The organism is Pseudomonas paraversuta (assembly GCF_904063065.1).
Taxonomy (GTDB): Bacteria; Pseudomonadota; Gammaproteobacteria; order Pseudomonadales; family Pseudomonadaceae; genus Aquipseudomonas; species Aquipseudomonas paraversuta.
Map to the genome: position 1 here is coordinate 49,658 of NZ_CAJFCL010000002.1, position 22,729 is coordinate 72,386.

Consider the following 22,729-nt stretch of genomic DNA (forward strand, 5'->3'; position numbering starts at 1 on the left):
GATGAGTATTGATCCGCACCAAATCGCCCGGCGTTTCGCCGAACTGTCCCCTGAGCGGCGCCAGGCTTTTCTCGCCAGGCTCGAGGAAAACGGCATCCGCTTTACCGACCTGCCGATGGTCGCGCTGCCCCGGCCGGATGCCTCACCGCTGTCCGCCGCCCAGCGCGGCCTGTGGATTGCCTGGCAGCGTGAGCCGGACAGCCCGGCCTATAACCTGGCGGGGGGCCTGCGTCTGGGGGGGCTGCTGAATGTCGAGGCCCTGGAGCAGGCTTGCAACGACTTGCGCGCCCGTCACGAAGCGCTGCGTACCTCCTTTACCCAGGACGCCGACGGCGAACCGCAGCAACGGGTCAACCCGCAGCAGTTCCAGCCACTGGTCTGCCTGGAACTGGACGAGGGCGCATCGCGGCAAAGGGCCCAGGCGCTGACGTGCCAGGCGTTTGACCTGCTGGCCGAACCGGCGCTGCGACTGGAACTGCATCGCCTTGATACCCAGCAGCACCGGCTGGTGATCGTGCTGCATCACATCCTTGCCGATGGCTGGTCCATCGGCCTGATCATCGAAGATCTGGCCACGGCCTATGCCGCGCGCTGTCAGGGGCAGGCCGCGCAATGGCCGGCGCTGACCGTGCAATACGCCGATTACGCCGGCTGGCAACAACGCTGGCTGGATGCGGGGGAGCAAACCCGGCAACTGGATTATTGGCGCAAACAACTGGGGGACGATCACACGCCCCTGGCGCTGGCGCTGGACCGCCCCCGCAGCGCGCTTCGCGAGTCACGCGGTGCCAGTGTGCGCGTGCAATTGCCCGGCGATACCAGCCAACGCTTGCGCAACCTGGCCAAGGCCGGCGGCGCCACCACCTTCATGGCCATGCTGGCGCTGCTCAACCTGTTGCTCGCCCGCCACAGCGGCGCCGACAGCGTGCGCATCGGTTCGCCGCTGGCCAACCGCTCGCGGGCTGAAACCCAACGGGTGGTGGGCTACTTCACCACCCTCAGCGTGTTGAGCAACCGGGTCGATGAGCGCTGCAGTTTTACTGCGCTGCTGCATCAGGTGCGCGGCACCTTGCTCCAGGCCCAGGAACATTCCCAACTGCCATTCGACCAGCTCTTGCAAGCGCTGGCGCCACCCCGCGAGGCGGGCACTCACCCGCTGTTCCAGGTCAAGTGCACCGAGCAGTCGGCCAGCCGCCCGCAGCGCTTCGCCGATCTGTCCATGGGGCTGGACGGGCTGGTGGCGGGGGAAGTGCATTTCGACCTGAGTGTGGACTTCACAGACCGCGCCGATGGCATCGAAGTGCTGATCGCCTATGCCTGCGACCTGTTCGATGCCGGGCGCATCGAAGCCCTGGCGGATGAGCTGCGGGTGCTGGCCGAAGCCGTGAGTCTGGCGCCGGAGCAACCCTTGCTGGAACTTGCCGTCAAGTCTGAATACCACGCCGATGCACCGGCAATCGCCACTGAGGATGTGCTTGATGCCTGGCAGCGCCAGCATCTGCTCAGCCCTGACGCCGCAGCCGTGACCTGCAACGGTCTGACTTTCAGCCGCGGGCATATTGACCGCGCCGCCGAGGCCCTTGGCCAACAGCTGCTGGCCCGGGGCGTCGGTCCCGGTGACCGGGTGGCCTTGTTGACCGGACGTACAGCGGGGCTGGTGACCGGCATTCTGGCCACCCTCAAGTGTGGCGCCGCCTATGTGCCCGTGGACCCGCGCTGGCCGGCCGAACGCCGCTCGGCAGTCCTGGCCGACAGCGGGGCGTGTCTGGTGCTGGGTGCCGATCCCGGGGAGCCGGGTCTGGACTGGCTGGCGCTGGAGGCGGATTTAACCCTGCCCACGGCGCTGAGGGCCTGGCCAGCCCGGGTGCCGCAGTTGCCCGCTTATCTGATCTACACCTCAGGTTCCAGTGGCACGCCCAAGGCCGTGGTCGCCAGTCGCGGCAACCTGGCCGCCTATGTCGCGGGGCTCAGCCAGCGCCTGCAATTGCCGGCCCGCAGCAGCTTCGCCATGGTCTCGACGGTGGCCGCCGACCTCGGGCACACGGTGCTGTTCAGCGCCCTGAGCCAGGGCGGGGTGCTGCACCTGGCCGACGATGATCAGGCCTTCGACCCCGATGCCTTTGCTCAATGGCAAAGCGAACAGGGAGCCGACGTGCTGAAAATCACCCCCAGTCATTTGCAGGCTTTGCTCAACGCCCGCGACCCGGCCCGGGTGCTGCCGCGGCACAGCTTGATCCTCGGCGGCGAAGCCACGTCCTGGGGGTTGCTGCAGCAGATTCGCCAGCTGGCCCCGCAGTTGCGGGTGTTCAACCACTACGGCCCCACCGAGACGACTGTGGGGGCGCTGTGCCAGGACGCCGCCGCTGCCGACCCGCTGCGCGCCCGCACCTTGCCCGTCGGCACTCCGCTGGCCGCCGTTGTGGCCCGGGTACTGGATGCTTATCTGAACCCGGTGGGGCGAGGGGTGAGCGGTGAACTGTACCTGGGCGGCCCGGGTGTTACCCAGGGCTACGCGGGCCGCCCGGGGCTGACTGCCGAGCGCTATGTGCCGGACCCGTTCGGCGCACCCGGTACACGCCTGTATCGCAGTGGTGACCGGGTACGCCGGCTGGATGACGGCAGCCTGGAATACCTGGGCCGCAGCGATGACCAGGTGAAAATCCGTGGTTATCGGGTCGAGCCCGGCGAAGTCAGTGCCGCGCTGCGGCGTCTGGCCGGGGTGCGGGATGCGGCCGTGATCGCCATGCCCGGGGAAGAGGGCGGCGATCAACTGCATGCCTGTCTGGTGCTGGAGCCGGGCATCGCTGTGCAAGCCCTGCGCGAGTCCCTGGCCAGGCAATTGCCGGACGCCCTGGTGCCGTCCCATTGGACAGTGCTGGAGCAGCTGCCGCTGACTGCCAACGGCAAGCTTGACCGGCACGCCCTGACCCTGGCGCAAACGGTCCGGCCCCTGGGCGAGGGCCCGCGCGGTGCGGTGGAAGAGGCGCTGGCGCAGCTGTGGAGCGATTTGCTGGGGCAGGCGGTTATTTGCCGCGACGCCTCCTTTACCGAACTGGGGGGCGACTCGCTGCTGAGCCTCAAGTTACTGGCGCGCATCCGCAAGCAAGGCCTGCAGGGTGAGCGCAAGCTGACCCTGGCCGACTTGCTCAATGCCCCGAGCCTGGCGGCGCTGGCCGAACGTCTGGCGCCACCGCCGGTGAACGACCCGGAGGTGGTGTTCCTGTCGCGTTCGGGGCGTGGAGTGCCGCTGTTCTGCCTGCCGGGGCTGATCGTCAACAGCAGTGAATTCAAGCCGCTGGTGGATGCCCTGGGCGGCTCACGGCCGGTGTATGGATTCGTCAGTCACGTCTACACCGAGCAACGCTGGCGTGGCTATGATCTGCCCGCGCTGGCCCGGGAGTACGCCGACTACATCGCGCGCACGGTCAAGGGCGGGCGCTGCGCCTTGCTCGGCTGGTCGTCCGGGGGCGAGCTGGCGCTGGAAACCGCGCGCCTGCTGCAAGGACGGGCGCAGGTCGAGTTCCTTGGCCTGGTGGATGTATTTGAGTCGGTGCCGTTTCACCCGCGCCAGGCCCTCGACGAGGGCGCACATGCCCGGGCACAACCGTTGCTGGAAAGCTGGCTGGCACGCTCGGCCATGGCCAGACAGTGGCGGCAATTGTTCGCGCTGATGGACCAGCGCGAGCGTGATGCCCTGACCGAGCATGTGCTGGCCCACGACGGGCAATTGCCCAGCGACGGACCGGACTTGCTGTCCCGGGAATTCGAACAATGGGCCTTGCTCGACAAACGCTTGAAAGCCGCCCGCCATGTGCACGTGCCGTTGCCGGTGGCGGCCCATGTCTGGCAGGCCGCCGATTCCCTGACCCGCAGCGAGCGCCTGCGGGACTGGAGCGCGCTGGTGGAGGTGATCGAGCACAGCTGTGTGGCCGATGCGCACCATCTGGACATCATCCGTCACCCGGTCTTCATGGCCGATTTTGCCCGGGCTCTGGCGGCTCTTGAACTCAATGGCCAGGCAGAGGGGGTTAAATTCGCCGAGGCCGCAAGCGTCTTCTAAAGACACATTCTCCAGCGGCCGGACCCGGGTCCGGCCACCGCTCTCTCACTCTCTACAGGAAGGAATCGGTCCCATGACCCAGCACTTCAACCCGACGGCCACCCACGACCTGATCGGCATCGGCTTCGGCCCTTCCAACCTGGCCCTGGCCATTGCCCTGCAAGAGCGCGCGGAGCAGGGCGGCAAGGCATTCGACGCGCTGTTCCTGGAGCGCCAGCCCGACTACAACTGGCATGGCAATACCCTGGTGGCCCAGAGCGAACTGCAGATTTCGTTCCTCAAGGACCTGGTGACCCTGCGCAACCCGTCGAGCCGCTTCTCGTTCGTCAACTACCTCAAGGCCCATGGCCGACTGGTGGACTTCATCAACCTGGGCACCTTTTATCCGTGCCGCATGGAGTACAACGACTATCTGCGCTGGGTCGCCGTGCAGTTCGCCGGGCAGAGCCGCTATGGCGAGCAAGTGCTGCGTGTCGAGCCGGTGGTGGAAGCGGACGGCCGGGTGCAGCGGCTGAATGTGATCAGCCAGAACCAGCAAGGCCGTGAAGTGAGTCGCCAGACCCGCTCGGTGATCGTCAGCACCGGCGGTACGCCGAAGATTCCCCCGGCCTTTGCCGGGTTCAAGGACGACCCCCGGGTGTTTCACCATGCGCGCTACCTGTCGGCCATGGCCACCCAGGCGTGCAACCGTGGCGAGTCAATGCGGATTGCCGTGGTGGGTGCCGGGCAGAGCGCCGCAGAGGCCTTTATCGACCTCAGTGACAACTACCCGAACGTGCAGGTCGACATGATCCTGCGCGCGGCCGTGCTCAAGCCCGCCGACGACAGCCCGTTCGTCAACGAGATCTTCGGCCCCGATTACACCGACCTGGTGTTCAATCAGCCGGAAACCGAGCGCGAGCGGCTGATCCGCGAATACCACAACACCAACTATTCGGTGGTGGACCTGGACCTGATCGAGCGCATCTACGCCATTCTCTATCGCCAGAAAGTCAGCGGCAGCGAGCGCCACGCCTTCCTCTGCCGGCGCATGATCGAAAGCGCCATTGATGTGGATGGCCGCGTGCAGTTGCAACTGCGGGATCTGGCCACCGGCAGCAGCGAGGCGCGGCGTTACGATGCGGTGATCCTGGCGACCGGCTACGAACGTCGCTCCCATCGCGAGCTGCTGGCTCCGCTCAAGGACTATCTGGACGATTTTCGGGTCGATCGCGACTATCAACTGCTGGCGCGCCCGGAACTGGAAACCCCGGTGTTTATCCAGGGCTTCAGCCAGCATTCCCATGGCCTGAGCGACACCCTGTTGTCCGTGCTGCCGGCCCGTTCGGGGGAAATTGCCGCCGCCCTGGAGCAACGTCTGGATGGCATTCGCCAGCCCCATTCGGGCCAGGAAGCACGGGCCCTGCACAGCATTTCGGCCTGATGGCTGAATCCGGGCGGCGGTTCGGGTATGCTGGGTGAATGATGCTGTTTCTCATTTACCTTTTTGAACAGGGTGCCAGGGGCTGATGATCGACGTGCTTGCACCGCTGTTTCGCGGTGATTTTGAAGCCTACCGGGAGGTGCTGGTGCTGGCCGACGATCCTCGTCCGGCCATTCCCTGTGACGTGCTCCTGGCGCCTGCGGCCTTCAGCGACGTGCTGGGCGGTTTTGCTCAGCGCTATAACGGCGACGACCGGCGGGCCCTGGCGTCTTTGTGGGCCAAGCACTACATCGTCAAGCTGTTGCCGCCGGTGATGGGCGCCACGTTATTGCTGCGCTGGCGCCTGCCGCTGGCCCTCGCCGACACCGCCGTGCTGCTGGACGAGGGGCATCTGCCCCAGGGCTTTCGCCTGTCGGGCAAGGGCGAGCCGTTCGCGCCCCAGGTGAGTGATCCGTTCGAGCTGTTCGCGGGCTTGCTGGACGACCATTTGCAGCCGCTGTTCCAGGCCATGGCCAGCCAGGTCAAGGTTTCACCCAAGGTGCTGTGGAGCAATGCCGGCAACTACTTCGAAAATCTGCTCAACCTGATGGCCAGGGCCGGCATGCCCGCCGAACGCCTGGCTGCGGGGCGTGCGCTGCTGGAAACCCGGGTCCGCCCCGATGGCAGCCGCAACCCGCTGTTCCAGCCGGTGCAGTACCTGCCGGTCACCGACGAACAGGGCCAGCCGACCATGCGCCGCGAGCGCAAGGTCTGCTGCGTGCGCTACCTGCTGCCGGAACTCGAGCTGTGCGGCAACTGCCCGTTGAAGGTCAAGCCGTCCGGCAAGCCTTCTTGCGTGCGGGCGGGATAAAAATCCGCCACCGGCTCAGTAATGAAAACTGATTGCCGAGCCGTCGTGGGGGTGGGGCATGACGCCCATACGGATGCCGTAGATGGATTCCAGCACGGCACTGTTCATCAGCTCTGCCGGTGGCCCCTGGATCAGTAAACGGCCGCTGTGCAACGCCACCAGGTGGTCGCAGTAGCGCGCCGCCATGTTGATTTCATGCAGCACCACCACCACCCCCAGATCCAGTTTGTGGCTCAGTTCGCGAATCAGCCCCAGCACCTCTACCTGATGTGCGATGTCCAGTGCCGAGGTCGGTTCGTCGAGCAGCAGGTAGCGGCTGTTCTGTGCCAGCAACATGGCCAGCCAGACCCGCTGGCGTTCGCCGCCGGAGAGGTTGTCCACCAGGCGCTCGGCATAGGCGCCGGTGTGGGTCAGTGCCATGGCCTGTTCGACCTGGGCGTGATCCTCCTCGCTCATGCGTCCCAGGGCGCCATGCCAGGGATAGCGGCCAAAGCGCACCAGTTCGCGCACGGTGAGGCCGTCGGCGGCCGGCAGTTGTTGCGGCAAGTAGGCCACCTGGCGGGCGAATTCGCGGTTTTTCCAGGCCGGCAACGGCACGCCATCGAGTTTCACTGTGCCCTGGCTCGCGACTTGCTGGCGGGCCAGCAACTTGATGAGGGTCGATTTCCCCGAGCCGTTATGCCCGATCAGGCCGATGATCTGGCCATGGGGCAGGGTCAGGTCCAGCGGGTACAGGAGGGTGCGCTCGGGAATGTCGAAAGAGACGGCCTGCAACTCGAACATGGGAGGGTCCTGGGGCAAAAGGAGCCTAATCTAGAGCAAATAAGAACCATTATCAAAGATTGTATGGCGCAAACCGCTGCCGGTGACGGTTGTCGGGCAGGCGGGGGCGGCAGCGCCATGGGCAAGTCATTGCCTGTATTAATAGGAAGCATTACTATTCGCACCCCCACCTTTGTAGTCCAGAGCGATGACTCGTAAAGCGCCCCGCCGGGCGGGTTTTCTTGAATATTACGATGAGTTGATCGGGACCTGGACCCGCCGTCTGCGCAATCGTCAGCAGGCGCAGGATCTGGCTCATGACACTTTTGTCCGGGTGTTCGAATCCGGCCCGGATGCGGTCGAGCAGCCCCGTGCCTATTTGCATCAGACCGCGCGCAATATCGCGGTCGACGGTTTTCGCCGGGAAGAGTTACGCGATGCCAAGGAGCAGGCTGCCGTTCCCCCAAGCTCGTGCGAAACGGGCGATCCGGAGCAGTACATGCGCGCTTACCAGTTGGCCGAGGCGGTTGAAAGAGCCTTGCAGGAACTGCCGCTCAATTGCCGCAAGGTGTTTGTCTGGCAAAAGATCGAAGGCCTGACCCAGGCCGAGATTGCCGAGCGCCTGGGGCTGTCCAGGAACATGGTGGAAAAGTATATGATCCGCACGCTGCGCCATCTGCGTGAGCGGGTGGAGGCGCCGTGACGACATCAGATAAGGACAGGATGATGGATAGCCGTGACTGTACGGGTGACAGCGCGAGCGTGCGCGATGCCGCCGCGACCTGGTTTGCGCGGGTGCAGGCACAGTCCCTGAGCCCTGCCGAACAGGCCGAATTCGAGGCCTGGCGCACCCGGGATGCCAGCCATGAGGCTGAGTACCAATGGCTGGCAAGCCTGTGGTCGGCCACCGATCTGCTGCCAAAAGCCCGCTTGCAGGCGCTGTGTGAACTGCCGGACAGAGCGCCCAAACGCCGTTCGGTCATGGCCTGGGGGCTGGCCGCCAGCCTGTTGCTGGCGCTGGGGGCCGGTTTAAGCCTGCAATGGCAGGAGCCGGGTGCTTATCACGGTGAATTTTCCACACTGGCGGGCGAATACCGTGAAGTGCAGTTGCCCGACGGCTCATCGATCGAGCTCAACAGTCGCAGCCGGGTCAAGATCAGCTTCGAGGGGCAGCAGCGCAGGGTCGAGCTCGAGCAGGGCGAGGTGATGTTCAGCGTTGCCCATGATACGTCCCGACCCTTTGTGGTGCGCGCCGGTGCCGGGCAGGTGACGGTTACCGGCACCCGCTTTGATGTCCGTCGCGACGGTGATCAGGCCCGGGTTGCGGTGGAGTCGGGGCATGTCCGGGTGCAGGGCAGCGATGCCTCGGGCGCGGTCAGCCTGACCGCGGGCCTTGGCACCCGGGTCGATGCACAGGGGCAGGTAGACGCACCGCTGGCGGTGGATACCCGGGCGCTGACGGCGTGGCGCACGGGGCAACTGCAGTTCAATGATGCAAGCCTAGCGCAAGTGGCCGCCGAGGTCTCGCGCTATCGTCAGCAGCCGTTGCACGTGACCGATCCGGCCGTGGCCCGGCTCCGGCTGACCAGCGTGTTCAAAACCGCTGACACCGATGCCTTGCTCAAGGCCTTGCCGCGAATCTTGCCGGTGGCCATTAACACCCGTGCGGACGGCAGTCAGGAAATAGTGGCCCGATAATAATTGGCTGCTGGATTCAGGTTTTTTCCGAGTTCTTCGTCTTCTAGATCAACTGCAACTGGTTTGCATTAACAGTCGCACTCAAGTGCGATCTACAGGGCAAGACTCGACGTGAAAAATAACAATCTCCGTGGGCGACTTTCTGCGCTTGAAACACCTTTGAGCTGCTCTTTTTCGATTAAACCAGGCCGCTGGTTGCCGCTGGCCCTGGCCCTGGCCGTCAGTGCGGGGTTGCCGGCTGCGTTTGCCGGTGAGCCTGCCTCCAGTGCCATCCATATTCAGGCCCAGCCTTTGGGCGCAGCGCTGAGCCAGCTGGCCCGCCAGACTTCATTGCAGGTGTTCTTCAGCCCGCAGCTGGTGGCCGGCAAACAGGCCCCGGCGGTCGATGGCAACTTGTCGCCGGAGCAGGCATTGCACGCATTGCTCCAGGGCAGCGGCCTGAGCTACGAATTGAACGGCGATGCGGTGATCCTGCAGGCAGCACCTGCGGTCAGTGCTTCAGCGGCTTCCGGCCCGCTGGAACTGGGCCCGGTGGATGTGAAAGTGGTGGGCGACTGGCTGGGTGATGCCAATGCGGCGGTGGTGCAGAACCATCCCGGCGCCCGTACCGTGGTGCGCCGCGAAGCGATGGTCGAGCAGGGCGCGATGAATGTCAGCGACGTGCTGAAGAAGATCCCCGGGGTCCAGGTACAGGCGCCCAATGGTACCGGTGGCAGTGATATTTCCCTGAACGTGGGGGTGCGTGGCCTGACCTCGCGCCTGTCGCCGCGCTCCACGGTGTTGATTGACGGAGTGCCCGCGGCCTTCGCCCCTTATGGCCAGCCACAGTTGGCAATGGCGCCGATTTCCTCGGGCAACCTGGACAGCATCGACGTGGTGCGCGGTGCCGGCTCGGTGCGTTACGGACCACAGAACGTGGGCGGGGTGATCAACTTTGTGACCCGGGCGATTCCCGAAACCTTTGCCGGTGAAGTCGGCACCACCCTGGAGACCTCCGAGCGTGGTGGCTGGAAGCACATGGAGTCGGCCTTTTTGGGCGGTACCGCCGACAATGGTATCGGTGCGGCGCTGCTGTACTCCGGGGTCAAGGGTGATGGCTATCGGGCACGCAACAATGACAACGACATCACTGACGTGTTGCTCAAGACCCACTGGGCGCCCACCGATCAGGATGATTTCAGCCTCAACTTCCATTATTACGACGCCACGGCGGACATGCCCGGGGGCCTGACCCAGGCGCAGTTCGACGCCGATCCGTACCAGTCGGTGCGCGACTACGACAACTTCAGCGGACGGCGCAAGGACGTGTCCTTCAAGTACCTGCGCCAGATCGACGACCAGACCCAGTTTGAAGTCCTGACCTATTACACCGACAGTTTCCGTGGCAGCAATATTGCCGCGCGCAACCTGCAAACCCTGTCGGCCTACCCGCGTAACTATCACACCTTCGGCATCGAGCCACGGGTGTCCCATGTCTTCACGCTGGGGCCGGTGACCCAGGAGGTCGGGGTCGGTTATCGCTACCTCAAGGAAGCGATGCACGAGCAGGCGAGCATGCTGGAACTGGTGGATAACGTGCCGGTGCCGGGGCCCAAAGGCGACGGTCATGTGTATCAGGACCGAACCGGGGGCACGGAGGCCAACGCCTTCTATATCGATGACAAGATCGATGTCGGTAACTGGACGGTCACCCCGGGGATCCGTTTCGAGCGCATCAGCACCAACTGGCACGACCGCCCGGTGCTGGATGGCAAGGGTGTGCCGGTGCCGGAGAAAAACCGCAGCATCGACAGTAGCGAAGCGCTGCCGGCCCTGAGCGTGATGTACCACCTCTCGGACGCGTGGAAGCTGTTTGCCAACTACGAGACTTCGTTTGGCAGCCTGCAGTACTTCCAGTTGGGGCAGGGTGGCACGGGGGACCAGACGGCGGCAGGTTTGCGTCCGGAAAAAGCCAAGACCTATGAACTGGGGACGCGCTATGACAATGGGGTGTGGGGCGGTGAAGTGACACTGTTTTACATCGACTTTGCCGATGAGCTGCAATACATCAGCAACGATGTGGGCTGGACCAACCTCGGAGCCACCAGGCACCAGGGTATCGAGACCTCGATCCACTACGACATGGCGGCGCTGGATGCCCGTCTTGACGGGCTGTCGGTCAATGCGGGGTTCACCTACACCAAGGCGGTGGCCGAGGGTGACATCATGAACTTCAAGGGCCGCGACCTGCCGCTGTATTCGCGTCAGGTGGCCAACCTGGGGGCGCGTTATGCGGTCAACCGCTGGACCTACAACCTCGACATGTTTGCCCAGTCCAAACAGCATGCGCCGGGTACCGGCGGCACCTACATCACCGACCCGACCGCGGACGGTCAATACGGAGACATTCCGGGGTATGCGACCTGGAGCACCCGTGTGGGCTACGACTTCGGGCCTGAGGCGTCGAACCTGAAAGTGGGTGCGGGGATCAAGAACCTGTTCAACCAGCAGTACTTCACCCGTTCCAGCGACAACAACTCCGGGATCTACCTCGGAGAACCCCGCACCTTCTTCGTCCAGGCAAGCGTGGGCTTCTGAAACCCGCCCGTCTCTGTAGGAGCGAGCTTGTCTCGCGATCTTTTGATCTTGAAAAGCTCGCGAGCAAGCTCGCTCCTACAGAATGCGGGGCTATTTTTGGACCTCGGGCAGGACACGGGATTTACCCCTGTAGGAGCGAGCTTGTCTCGCGAGCTTTTGATCTTGAAAAGCTCGCGAGGCAAGCTCGCTCCTACAGAGTGCGGGGCTATTTTTGGACCTCGGGCAGGACACGGGATTTACCCCTGTAGGAGCGAGCTTGTCTCGCGAGCTTTTGATCTTGAAAAGCTCGCGAGGCAAGCTCGCTCCTACGGAATGCGGGGCTATTTATGCCCCATGCTTACTATTGCTTCAGGGCGTTGATCAGTGCCCTCAACGCTGCGGGGACGTGACGTCGATTGCTGTAATAAACGTAAAGATCACCAATTGAGCATGTCCACCCTTTCAAGCATCGGACAAGCTGGCCGCTCTCAATTTCAGCTTTTACAAGGTCTGAAAAAACCAGGGCCAATCCTGATCCCGCCAAGGCAGACTCGATCATCATTCGCTGGTCGTCCAGCGTCAGCCTGCCGTTGGTTTCGACGCTTAGCTGTTCTTTCCCCTTGGCAAACTCCCACGGAAAAACCACACCACTGGCGAGGCGGTAGCGAATGCAACTGTGAGCCAAGAGGTCTTCCGGCGTTTTCGGTACGTCATGTCCTTGAAAATATTCCGGCGAGCCAACAACCACAAATTCGAGGTTTTGCTTCAAGGGTATGGCGATCATGTCAGGCCTCAAGCTCCTGCCAAATCGGATGCCCGCGTCAAAACCTCCTGCCACGATGTCAACCAGACTGTCGTCGCACGATACATCAACACAAAGGCCGGGGTTCTCACGCAAGAGCTTGGCCAGGACCCCACCAAGAATCAGGTGCGCTACGGCCCGGGGCACCGTTAGCTTGACCGTGCCAGAGGGCGTACCCCGAAATTTATTAAGATCGTCCAGTGCACTGGCAACCTCATCGAAAGCAGGCTTGAGGCGTTGCAGTAATTCCTCACCCGGTTCGGTCAAGGTCACAGCTTTGGTGTTGCGGTTGAGCAGTCTGACGCCTAGATGTTGCTCCAGGGTTTTGACTGCATGGCTTATCGCCGAACGTGTGACTCCGCGCTCAATTGCTGCCTTTTGAAAGCTGAGGTGTGTGGCGACAGCAACGAAAGCAGACAGCTCGCTCATCTTCGCTTTCATGTTGAATTTTCCTCACCATTTGATCAAATGTGTTGAGCCATAAATTCTACCCCGGGGCGGGTAGACTCTCCTTCGATTAATGATTGATTGTTAGGAGATTCAAAAATGCGAGCTTATGAAATTGGCGATCAAAGCGGTCTTGATACCTGGAAGCTGGTAGAGCGTCCTGATCCCGAGCCTGGTCGTGGACAGGTTGCGATTCGAGTACACGCGGTGTCACTCAATTTTCGCGATGTGCTGCTGGCAAGCAAGGGCTACGGATTCCCTGTCCATAGCCCTCAGGCTATAGCGGCTTCTGACGGTGCGGGCGAAATCATCGCAATCGGAGAAGGTGTAACGCGCTGGGAAGTCGGCGACCGTGTGGCTGGAATCTTTGTACAGAACTGGTTTGGCGGACGACAACCAGACGATGCCTTTGACAACATGCTCAGCGGCTCGCTCGATGGAATGCTGGCGGAGATCGTCGTTCTCGATCAACAAGGTGTAGTGGCGATCCCTGAGCACATGTCATATCGCGAGGCATCAACCTTGCCGGTAGCAGGTGTGACGGCGTGGAACGCGCTGTATGGCCTCAAAGCGCTACAACCCGGCCAGACGGTACTGACCCTGGGTACTGGTGGAGTCTCAATCTTTGCGGCCCAGATAGCCCTTGCCGCAGGTGCCCGGGTTATCACTACATCGTCGAAAGAAGCAAAACTCGTTCAAGTTCGCAAGTTAGGTGCGATAGAGACTATCAATACGAGTACGACGCCGCAGTGGAGCAAGGAAGTTCTGCGACTTACAGGCGGCATGGGCGCTGACTATGTTGTTGAGACGGGGGCGCCGGGAAGCCTCGTTCAATCAATTGCAAGTGCCCGCGCAGGGGGTATTGTCAGTCTGCTTGGAGTGCCTCCCGGTGAAACGATCAATGCCCTGAGCCTTTTACAAACGAGCGCGATTTTGCGCGGGATGATGGTGGGCTCCAGAGAGATGTTCGAAGCACTCAATGCCTTTGCAGGCATAGCCAGGCTTCATCCGATAATTGACAGCGTCTTTGGCTTTGAGCAGGCCACAGAGGCGCTGAAGGCCCTTGCTCAAGGCAACCATTTGGGGAAAATCGTGGTGGATGTTTCAGGTCGACAAGCCTGATTTTCATCACCACGACAGCAGTGACACTGGCCGCCCAGCCGGCAACCTGGGCGGGGCCATTTTTGGACCTTCAGCCAATGCACGGGGATTTCCCCTGTAGGAGCGAGCTTGCCTCGCGAGCTTTTCAAGATCAAAAGCTCGCGAGGCAAGCTCGCTCCTGCAGAGGGCGGGGTTATTTTTAGACCTTCAGGATCCGTCCGCTGATGGCTACGGCCACCAGCATGGCGGCGATCAACAGGAAGGCAATGCTCAGGCTGCTGGCATGGGCGACAAAGCCGATGGCCGCCGGGCCCGCCAGTATCCCCGCATAGCCCAGGGTGGTGATGGCCGGTACGGCAATGTTTTCGGGCATTACGGTTTGTTTGCCGACCGCGGTGTACAGCACCGGCACGATATTGGAACAACCGATACCCACCAGGGCATAGCCGGCCAGGGCCAGTTCCCAGCCCGGCGCCAGGGTTGCCAGCGCCAGCCCGGCTGCGGCGAACAGACCGCCCAGGACTATCACCCGGCGCGCCCCCAGATGTCTGACGATGCTGTCGCCGGTCAAGCGGCCAGCGGTCATGGTCACGGCAAAGGCGGCATAGCCAAGCCCGGCATAGGCTTCGCCGATCTGTTTCTCGGTGGTCAAGAACACCGCGCTCCAGTCGAGCATCGCGCCTTCGGCCAGGAACACGGTAAAACACAGCAGCCCGATAAACAGCACCACGCCGTGGGGCACTGCAAACGCCGGGCCGGTGCTCTCACTGCCGTAAGACAGCAGGTGCGGCGCGGCCTTGAGCAAGGCGGCGAGGGTCAGCACAATCACCACCATAATTGCCCACAGCGGCGTCATCCCCAGCGCCAGAAGGGCGCTGACACCGGCCGCACCGGCAATCCCGCCGACACTGAACAGACCGTGGAAGCCCGACATCATGTTGCGGCCGCTGGCGCGCTCGACGATCACCGCTTGCAGGTTGATGGTGGAATCAACGACCCCCAGGCCTGCGCCGAATACAAACAATGTGGCGATCAGCAGCGGTATGGAGCTGGCGGTGGCCAGGAGCGGCAGCGCCAGGCAAATCAGCAGGGTGCCGCCAATCGTCACCCGGCGACAGCCAAAGCGCGTGGCCAGCAGGCCGGCGATGGGCATTGCCAGAATCGAGCCCGCACCGAGGCACAGCAGCAACAGGCCAAGGGTGGCTTCATCGAGCCCGGCCCGGGCCTTGGCGTAGGGCACCAGTGGCGCCCATGCGGCCAGTCCGAAACCGGCGATAAAAAAGGCGATGCGGGTCGACATTTGTTCGAGGCGCCCTGGAACAAAAGGCGTCTGAGTGTTGATGGCGGTCATGTTCATCCTTGGGTGTCGGGTCTGTGTCGCGCAGCTGCGCATCATCCTGACATATTTGCGACCTGTGCCGCGAGGGCACTGGTACAGGCACGGGCGGCAGTGGTTGAATGGCGCGCTTGCAAATTCAACTGCCCAAGGTGCGACTTTTATGGACAAGAATCTTCACCCCGCCGTGCAACTGCTGAACCCTGCCGGTCTGTATGACCCTTCGGGCAATGGCTATTCCCATGTGGCCCGCCTGGCGCCGAATGTGCGGTTGGTCTACACCGCGGGTCAGGGGGGAGAGAACGCCGACAGTGAGCTTGCGGCGGATTTTGCCGGGCAGGTACGTCAGGCGTTCGCCAACCTGCAGATTGCTCTGGCCGCTGCCGATGCGCAGATCAAGGATGTGGCCAAGCTGACGGTACTGATCGTTGATCACAGTCAGGAGCGCTTGCATATTCTGGGGGCGGAAATTGCGCGGGTCTGGGGAGCGCTACCGGCGCCGGCCTGCACCTTGATTCCGGTGCCGCGCCTGGCGCTGGAGGCGATGCTGTTTGAGGTAGAAGCGGTGGCGGCGGTGGCTGACTGAGGCACCGCAAACACCACAACCTGTAGGAGCGAGCTTGTCTCGCGAGCTCTTTCAAGATCAAAAGCTCGCGAGGCAAGCTCGCTCCTACAGGTCAGGGTCAGGGTTGGGCGGGGCTCAAACCTGCAGCAACCGCTCCCTGAGCTTGCCGATTTCGTCGCGCATTTGTGCCGCGGCCTCGAACTCCAGGTCGCGGGCCAGGGCGTACATTTTTTCTTCCAGCTGGCGGATGCGTTTGCTGATTTCGCTCGGCGAACGCAGTTCGTTTTCGTACTTGGCGTTTTCCTCGGCCGCCTTGGCCATGCCTTTGCGCTTCTTGCTGCGCGAGCCTGGCACCACTGCGCCTTCCATGATGTCGGCGACATCCTTGAACACGCCTTTGGGCGTAATTCCGTTGGCCAGGTTAAAGGCGATCTGTTTGTCGCGACGGCGCTCGGTTTCGCCAATCGCCCGTTCCATCGAACCGGTGATGCGGTCGGCGTACAGGATCGCCCGGCCATTGAGGTTACGGGCGGCACGGCCAATGGTCTGGATCAATGAACGCTCGGAACGCAGGAAGCCTTCCTTGTCGGCATCGAGAATCGCCACCAGCGACACTTCGGGCATGTCCAGGCCTTCACGCAGCAGGTTGATCCCCACCAGCACATCGAATACCCCGAGGCGCAAGTCGCGGATGATCTCGACCCGCTCCACGGTGTCGATGTCCGAGTGCAGGTAGCGAACGCGCACGCCGTGGTCGGCCAGGTAGTCGGTGAGGTCTTCGGACATGCGCTTGGTCAGGGTGGTGACCAGCACCCGCTCTTCCAGCGCCACGCGCTTGGCTATTTCGGACAGCAGGTCGTCGACCTGGGTCAGTGCCGGGCGGATTTCGATTTGCGGGTCCACCAGGCCGGTCGGACGCACCACCTGTTCCACGACCCGGCCCGAATGCTCGGCCTCATAGTTGCCGGGGGTGGCCGAGACGAAAATGGTCTGCGGGCTGATGCGTTCCCATTCGTCAAAACGCATCGGCCGGTTATCCAGGGCCGACGGCAAACGAAAGCCGTACTCCACCAGGGTTTCTTTACGTGAGCGGTCGCCTTTGTACATGGCGCCCACCTGCGGCACGCTGACGTGGGACTCGTCGATCACCAGCAAGGCGTCGGCCGGCAGGTAGTCGAACAGGGTCGGCGGTGGCGCTCCGGACTCGCGACCGGAGAGGTAGCGCGAGTAGTTTTCGATACCGTTGCAGTAGCCCAGCTCCATGATCATTTCCAGATCGAAGCGGGTGCGTTGTTCAAGACGCTGGGCTTCCACCAGTTTATTGTTGGCGCGCAGGTACTCCAGGCGTTCCTTGAGTTCTTCCTTGATCCCTTCGACTGCGTCCAGCAGGGTTTCCCGGGGCGTCACGTAGTGGCTTTTCGGATAGAAGGTAAAGCGCGGCATCTTGCGGATGACTTCGCCGGTCAGCGGGTCAAAGGCGCTGATGCTTTCGACTTCGTCATCGAACAGTTCGATGCGCACGGCTTCGAGGTCGGATTCGGCCGGGTAGATGTCGATCACATCGCCGCGTACCCGAAACGTCGAGCGGGCGAAGTCCATGTCGTTGCGGGTGTACTGCAGGTCAGCCAGGCGGCGCAGCAGTTCACGCTGGTCGAGTTTGTCGCCACGATCGACGTGCAAGACCATCTTCAAATAGGTTTCCGGGCTGCCCAGGCCGTAGATGCACGACACCGTGGTGACGATGATTGCGTCCTTGCGCTCCAGCAACGCCTTGGTTGCAGACAGGCGCATTTGCTCGATGTGGTCGTTGATCGAGGCGTCCTTCTCGATAAAGGTATCGGAGGAGGGCACGTAGGCTTCGGGCTGGTAGTAGTCGTAGTACGAGACGAAGTATTCCACCGCGTTGTTCGGGAAGAACGACTTGAACTCGCCATACAGCTGCGCCGCGAGGGTTTTATTGGGAGCCAGCACCAGGGTCGGGCGATTCACATGGGCGATCACGTTGGCGATGCTGAAGGTCTTGCCCGAACCCGTTACCCCGAGCAGGGTCTGGTGCGACAGCCCGGCCTCGATGCCTTCGATCATCTGGCGAATGGCTTCGGGTTGATCGCCTGCGGGCTCGAAGCGGGTAACTAGCTGGAAATCGGGCATAACGGACCTCTGGGTCGCATCTATCAAAGGCTTGGACCTTGGTAGATCGAGAAAGACTGCATGCGACGCAAGCCGCAGGAGAAAACAGGATACGGCTAAATATGGAGGTCGTGACTGACTGTTTCAAGGCGCCGTTCTGACATGGACATCGGAGCAAAGCATGCAATTGGACCAGTGGCTCGAAAATAAAGGCAAATACTTGGCCAAAACCGGGAATCCCCTGTTGCCCGAATCGCTATCGCCTTTATACTTGCTCCCCGTTTGTGCACCGCTCTAGTGCAATCGGCTGGAGCGTTGTCACCCCCTCCATTCCCCATTCAGAGCCGCCGTAATAATGAGCCTGTTCTCCGCTGTCGAAATGGCACCACGCGATCCTATCCTGGGCCTCAACGAAGCATTTAACGCCGATACTCGTACCAGCAAAGTGAATCTGGGGGTCGGTGTTTACTGCAACGAGGAGGGACGAATTCCACTCTTGCGTGCCGTTGTCGAAGCCGAAACGATCCGGGTTGCTCAGCATGCATCCCGTGGCTACCTGCCGATCGATGGCATCGCCGCCTACGACCAAGCCGTGCAAAAGCTGCTGTTCGGTGCCGAATCGCCGCTGCTGGCCGCTGGCCGTGTGATCACCACCCAGGCCGTGGGTGGCACCGGTGCACTGAAAATCGGTGCCGACTTCATCAAGCAGCTGCAGCCGGGTGCTGTGGTCGCCATCAGCGATCCAAGCTGGGAAAACCATCGCGCATTGTTCGAAGCTGCCGGTTTTCCGGTGCAGAACTATCGCTACTACGACGCTGCCAGCCATGACGTAAACCGTGCCGGCATGCTCGAAGACCTCAACGCCTTGCCGACTGGCTCCGTGGTTGTGCTGCACGCGTGCTGCCACAACCCGACCGGCGTCGATCTGACGGCGGCCGACTGGCAGAACGTGCTGGACGTGGTCAAGGCCAAAGGCCTGATCCCGTTCCTGGACATGGCCTACCAGGGCTTTGGCGACGGCATTGACGAAGACGCCGCAGCAGTGCGCCTGTTCGCCGAGTCGGGCCTGAGCTTCTTCGTTTCCAGCTCGTTCTCCAAGTCGTTCTCGCTGTACGGCGAGCGCGTGGGTGCATTGTCGGTCATCACCCAGTCGAAGGATGAGAGCGCCCGGGTTCTGTCCCAGGTCAAGCGTGTGATCCGTACCAACTACTCCAACCCGCCGACCCACGGTGCAACCATCGCCGCAGCGGTGCTCAACAGCCCTGAGCTGCGTGCAATGTGGGAAGAAGAGCTGGCTGAAATGCGCCTGCGCATTCGCGGCATGCGTCTGCAAATGGTAGAGCTGCTGTCGAAGAAGGCTCCGGGGCGCGATTTCAGCTTTGTTGCGCGTCAGCGTGGCATGTTCTCGTACTCCGGCCTGACCGTTGAGCAAGTGGCGCGTCTGCGTACCGAGTTTGGTATCTATGCCCTCGACACCGGCCGTATCTGCGTCGCTTCTTTGAATCAGCGCAACATTGAAGCGGTTACCGATGCGATTGTTCAGGTCATCTGAATAATCCCTGAGAAGTCATCGAAAGTGTTGACTTCTCTTTTTATATCAGTAAGATAGACGCCATTCCGCGATAGCTCAGTTGGTAGAGCAAATGACTGTTAATCATTGGGTCCCTGGTTCGAGTCCAGGTCGTGGAGCCAGATAGTAAAAAAGCCGCTAGCGATAGCGGCTTTTTTTTGCCCGTGATTTTTTGCCCGGGCCCGGGTCGAAGCGGGCCTGCCTGGCGATGATCTGAAAAACGCCGCGTCCAACAGCAGTCACGGGTTTTATCGTCGATCATCGCCGGCCGGCGCTTACCGGGGGGGTTGATCGCCCTCACGCAAATGCCCAAGCAGCGCCTGCAGGGGATGCAGCAATTCTTTGCCGTCCTGGCGCTTGACCTGGCTTCTGCAGGAATACCCGTCCGCCAGTAGCGTACCGTCGCCGTGATGCTGTTCTACCAGTGGCTGCCACGATTGCGAGTAGATGATCTGCGAAGTTTTGACGTTGCGTGTTTCATGGCCGTAAGTGCCGGACATGCCACAGCAACCGCTGGGCAAAACCTTGAGGCTCAGCCCCCATCCTGCGAATACCTTTTGCCACAGATCAATGCTCGCGGGCTCATTGGTGCGCTCTGTGCAATGGGGCAAGAAGTGAAAGACCTTTTGCGCGGCGGCCGGTGGCTGGATCGGCATGGCGCTCACCAGCCACTCCTGCGCCAGGGCAACCTGGGGCACCGTGCCGTGATCCAGGGTCTTGGCATATTCCTGGCGGTAGACCAGGGTCATCGCCGGGTCCAGTCCCACCAGCGGCACGCCGCAGTTTTGCAGGGCCAGCAGGCCCCGGGCATTGTGGGTTGCGGCTTTCTTGAAGGCGCCCAGCAAGCCTTGCACCTGAAGGGGTTTGCCATTGGCCGAGAACGGCGCGAGGTAGACCTGATAGCCAAGCCGCGCGATCAGCTCTATCCACTGTGCGGCCAGCGGCGTCTCGAAGTAGCGGGTGAATGCATCCTGCACCAGGATGACGCTGCGCTTGCGCTGCTGCGGGGTCAGTCGGGACAGGGTTTTGACCGTCGCCGTCTGCACCTTCCATGTGGCGCACAGCTGCTCGAAGTTCATCAGGCTCAGCAGCGGGCTATCGACCATGCCGACCCCATGTTCAAACATCCACTTGACCGGCCTGGCGCCCAGCAGGGCGTTGTACAGTCTCGGGAAGCGAGCAATAACGGGAATGCTGAACTCCAGTGAGCCGACCACGTAATCCTTGAGCGGGCGCAGGTAACGACTGTGATAAAGCTCAAGAAAGCGCGCCCTGAAGTCCGGGACATTGACCTTGACCGGGCACTGTCCGGCGCAGGATTTACAGGCCAGGCAACCGCTCATGGCCTCGTAGACTTCGTGGGAGAAATCCTTTTGCCCCAACTGTCGGGCGAGGGTGTTGCGGGCTTTGCCAAGCCAGTGCCCGAGGGCCGAAGCTGGCGCTTGATTGCCCAGTACGTCCACGCCCTGGGCCCCTTGCAGGCGCAACCATTCGCGTATCAGGGAGGCGCGGCCCTTGGGTGAGTGGATGCGGTTGCGGGTGGCTTTCCAGGATGGGCACATGGCGTCATCGGGATCGAAGTTGTAGCAGGCGCCATTGCCATTGCACTGAACGGCGGTCTGATAGCTTTGCCACACCCGTTGATCTATCTGGCGATCGAGGTCGCCGCGCAACGGGACTTCGTCGACCCGGGTCAATGCGGCTGCAGCCAGCGTCGCCGGGGTGGCAATTTTCCCCGGGTTCAACTGGTTGAACGGGTCAAATACTGCCTTGATGGCCTGGAGCGAGGGGTAAAGCCCGGCAAAAAACTCAGGCACATATTCAGAGCGCAGGCCTTTGCCGTGTTCGCCCCACAGCAGGCCGCCGTACTTTTTCGTCAGTGCCGCGACGGCGTCCGAAAGCGGGCGGATCAGTGCCGCCTGCTGCGGGTCTTTCATATCAAGGATCGGCCTGACGTGCAGGACGCCGGCATCCACATGACCGAACATCCCGTATTCGAGGCCGTGGCTATCGAGCAGGTCGCGAAACTCGGCGATGTAGTCCGCCAGATTCTCCGGTGGCACGGCGGTGTCTTCGACAAATGGCTGGGGCCTGGCTTCGCCCTGGACATTGCCCAGTAGCCCCACTGAGCGTTTGCGCATGCTGTAGACACGCTTCACCGCCTCGCTGCCGACGGCCAGGGTATGGCCCAGACGGCTGACGCTGGTGTCGGACTTCAGGTGCCGGGTGAAGTCATGCACGCGCTGCTCCAGGCGCTGCAGGTCATCGTCGCTGAATTCGATCAGGTTGATGCCCAGGGTGGGGCGGGCGGGGTCCTGGGGGAAATATTCAGCCACGCCGTGCCAGACGATGTCCTGCATCGCGAGCATCAGTACTTTTGAATCCACGGTCTCGATCGACAGCGGCTTGAGCGCCATCAGTGCCTTGGCATCGCGCAACGCGTCCATGAAACCGGCGTAGCCCACGTTGACCAGAATGCTATGGCGGGGGATCGGCAGCACATTGAGCCGGGCCTCGACAATGAACCCCAGGCTGCCCTCGGAACCGCACAGCACGCTGTTGAGATTGAAGCGGCCATCGGGTTCGCGCAGGTGGGCCAGGTCGTAGCCGGTGAGGCAGCGATTGAGCTTGGGAAAGATGTCCTGGATCAGCTGTTGCTGGTTGTCGGCAATCTCCTGGGTGCAGCGATAGACCTCGCCGATCATGTCCTGGCGGCTGGCTTGCTGCCGGGCATGGCCGGCCTCCACGGCCTGGCTGTCGAGCCTGTTGCCGCCCAGCAGGATGGTGGAAAGCGCCAATACGTGGTCGCGGGTTTTGCCATAGGTGCAGCTGCCCTGGCCGCTGGCATCGGTATTGATCATTCCGCCAATGGTGGCCCGGTTCGAGGTGGACAGCTCGGGGGCAAAGAACAGGCCGTGGGGCTTGAGCGCAGCGTTCAGCTGATCTTTGACCACGCCGCTTTGTACCCGCACCCAGCGCTCCTCAACGTTGATCTCGAGAATCCGGTTCATGTGCCTTGAGAGGTCGACAATCACGCCGTCGGTGAGGGACTGGCCGTTGGTGCCGGTGCCGCCTCCGCGGGCCGTCAGTACCACCGAGCGGAACCGGGGCTGGGCTGCGAGTCTGGCCACTCGCCCGACGTCAGCGTCATGCTTTGGAAACACGGCGGCCCGGGGCAGACGTTGATAGATTGAATTGTCGGTGGCCAGCACCGTGCGTGAACCATGATCGCTGGCGATCTCGCCTTCGAACCCTTCGTTTTTCAGTTGCTGCACAAAAGCCTGGTAGATGTCTTGCGGGCTGTTCGTGGGGGCGAGGCGGGCGATCATTGACGGCGTTTCCTGCTGAGTGAATTCGTTTCTGTATTCGCTTAACGTATGCTCGTTTGTCAGTCGGGCTTAGAGCGAAATTGGGTATAACCCCATTGTC

Annotated in this window: 14 protein-coding genes and 1 tRNA gene; 10 read left to right on the forward strand and 5 right to left on the reverse strand. The window is 62.1% G+C overall.

The window, feature by feature from the left end:
* Position 1 precedes the first annotated feature (1 nt).
* The 3 genes from JQ845_RS03395 to fhuF all read left to right on the forward strand — a co-directional run bounded on the left by JQ845_RS03395 (position 2) and on the right by fhuF (position 6,333).
* On the forward strand, positions 2–4,060 hold the full coding sequence (locus tag JQ845_RS03395; protein ID WP_203008302.1) for a non-ribosomal peptide synthetase: 4,059 nt from the start codon (positions 2–4) through the stop codon (positions 4,058–4,060).
* 73 nt (positions 4,061–4,133) lie between these two features.
* Positions 4,134–5,483, forward strand: a complete 1,350-nt coding sequence (locus tag JQ845_RS03400) for a lysine N(6)-hydroxylase/L-ornithine N(5)-oxygenase family protein (protein WP_203008305.1) — start codon at positions 4,134–4,136, stop codon at positions 5,481–5,483.
* 85 nt (positions 5,484–5,568) lie between these two features.
* Positions 5,569–6,333: a siderophore-iron reductase FhuF gene (fhuF, locus tag JQ845_RS03405; protein ID WP_203008308.1), complete on the forward strand. Its 765-nt coding sequence runs from the start codon at positions 5,569–5,571 to the stop codon at positions 6,331–6,333.
* A 15-nt stretch (positions 6,334–6,348) separates the two neighbouring features.
* Here fhuF and JQ845_RS03410 read toward each other — a convergent pair whose 3' ends face one another.
* Complete coding sequence (locus JQ845_RS03410) at positions 6,349–7,116, reverse strand: ATP-binding cassette domain-containing protein (protein WP_003444899.1); 768 nt, start codon at positions 7,114–7,116, stop codon at positions 6,349–6,351.
* Between the two features lie 187 nt (positions 7,117–7,303).
* Here JQ845_RS03410 and JQ845_RS03415 point away from each other — a divergent pair, with 187 nt between their 5' ends.
* The 3 genes from JQ845_RS03415 to JQ845_RS03425 all read left to right on the forward strand — a co-directional run bounded on the left by JQ845_RS03415 (position 7,304) and on the right by JQ845_RS03425 (position 11,370).
* Positions 7,304–7,798, forward strand: a complete 495-nt coding sequence (locus JQ845_RS03415) for a sigma-70 family RNA polymerase sigma factor (RefSeq protein ID WP_010657397.1) — start codon at positions 7,304–7,306, stop codon at positions 7,796–7,798.
* Between the two features lie 23 nt (positions 7,799–7,821).
* Positions 7,822–8,793, forward strand: coding sequence for a FecR family protein (locus JQ845_RS03420; protein ID WP_203008311.1), 972 nt, complete (start codon positions 7,822–7,824; stop codon positions 8,791–8,793).
* A 159-nt stretch (positions 8,794–8,952) separates the two neighbouring features.
* A complete protein-coding gene (locus JQ845_RS03425; protein ID WP_003444894.1) occupies positions 8,953–11,370 on the forward strand; it encodes a TonB-dependent siderophore receptor in 2,418 nt (805 codons plus the stop codon).
* A 340-nt stretch (positions 11,371–11,710) separates the two neighbouring features.
* On the opposite strand, the gene JQ845_RS03430 is transcribed toward JQ845_RS03425, so the two are convergent.
* Positions 11,711–12,592, reverse strand: coding sequence for a LysR family transcriptional regulator (locus tag JQ845_RS03430; RefSeq protein ID WP_203008313.1), 882 nt, complete (start codon positions 12,590–12,592; stop codon positions 11,711–11,713).
* A gap of 105 nt (positions 12,593–12,697) precedes the next feature.
* On the opposite strand from JQ845_RS03430, the gene JQ845_RS03435 reads away from it, so the two are divergent.
* A complete protein-coding gene (locus tag JQ845_RS03435) occupies positions 12,698–13,720 on the forward strand; it encodes a zinc-dependent alcohol dehydrogenase family protein (RefSeq protein ID WP_203008315.1) in 1,023 nt (340 codons plus the stop codon).
* 178 nt (positions 13,721–13,898) lie between these two features.
* Here JQ845_RS03435 and JQ845_RS03440 read toward each other — a convergent pair whose 3' ends face one another.
* Positions 13,899–15,050, reverse strand: a complete 1,152-nt coding sequence (locus JQ845_RS03440; protein ID WP_010657443.1) for an MFS transporter — start codon at positions 15,048–15,050, stop codon at positions 13,899–13,901.
* A 148-nt stretch (positions 15,051–15,198) separates the two neighbouring features.
* On the opposite strand from JQ845_RS03440, the gene JQ845_RS03445 reads away from it, so the two are divergent.
* A complete protein-coding gene (locus tag JQ845_RS03445; protein ID WP_003446282.1) occupies positions 15,199–15,621 on the forward strand; it encodes a RidA family protein in 423 nt (140 codons plus the stop codon).
* A gap of 114 nt (positions 15,622–15,735) precedes the next feature.
* Here JQ845_RS03445 and uvrB read toward each other — a convergent pair whose 3' ends face one another.
* Positions 15,736–17,751 (reverse strand): excinuclease ABC subunit UvrB, encoded by a 2,016-nt coding sequence (uvrB, locus tag JQ845_RS03450; RefSeq protein ID WP_003446281.1) that lies wholly within the window; start codon positions 17,749–17,751, stop codon positions 15,736–15,738.
* A 334-nt stretch (positions 17,752–18,085) separates the two neighbouring features.
* Between uvrB and JQ845_RS03455 the strand changes: the two genes are divergently transcribed.
* Positions 18,086–19,282 carry an amino acid aminotransferase gene (locus JQ845_RS03455; RefSeq protein ID WP_010657441.1) on the forward strand — a complete coding sequence of 399 codons (1,197 nt, stop codon included), beginning with the start codon at positions 18,086–18,088 and terminating at the stop codon, positions 19,280–19,282.
* A 64-nt stretch (positions 19,283–19,346) separates the two neighbouring features.
* Positions 19,347–19,422: transfer RNA gene (locus JQ845_RS03460), tRNA-Asn, on the forward strand.
* A 153-nt stretch (positions 19,423–19,575) separates the two neighbouring features.
* Here the strand turns inward: JQ845_RS03460 and ydiJ are convergent.
* On the reverse strand, positions 19,576–22,629 hold the full coding sequence (gene ydiJ, locus JQ845_RS03465; RefSeq protein WP_203008317.1) for a D-2-hydroxyglutarate dehydrogenase YdiJ: 3,054 nt from the start codon (positions 22,627–22,629) through the stop codon (positions 19,576–19,578).
* Positions 22,630–22,729 lie beyond the last annotated feature (100 nt).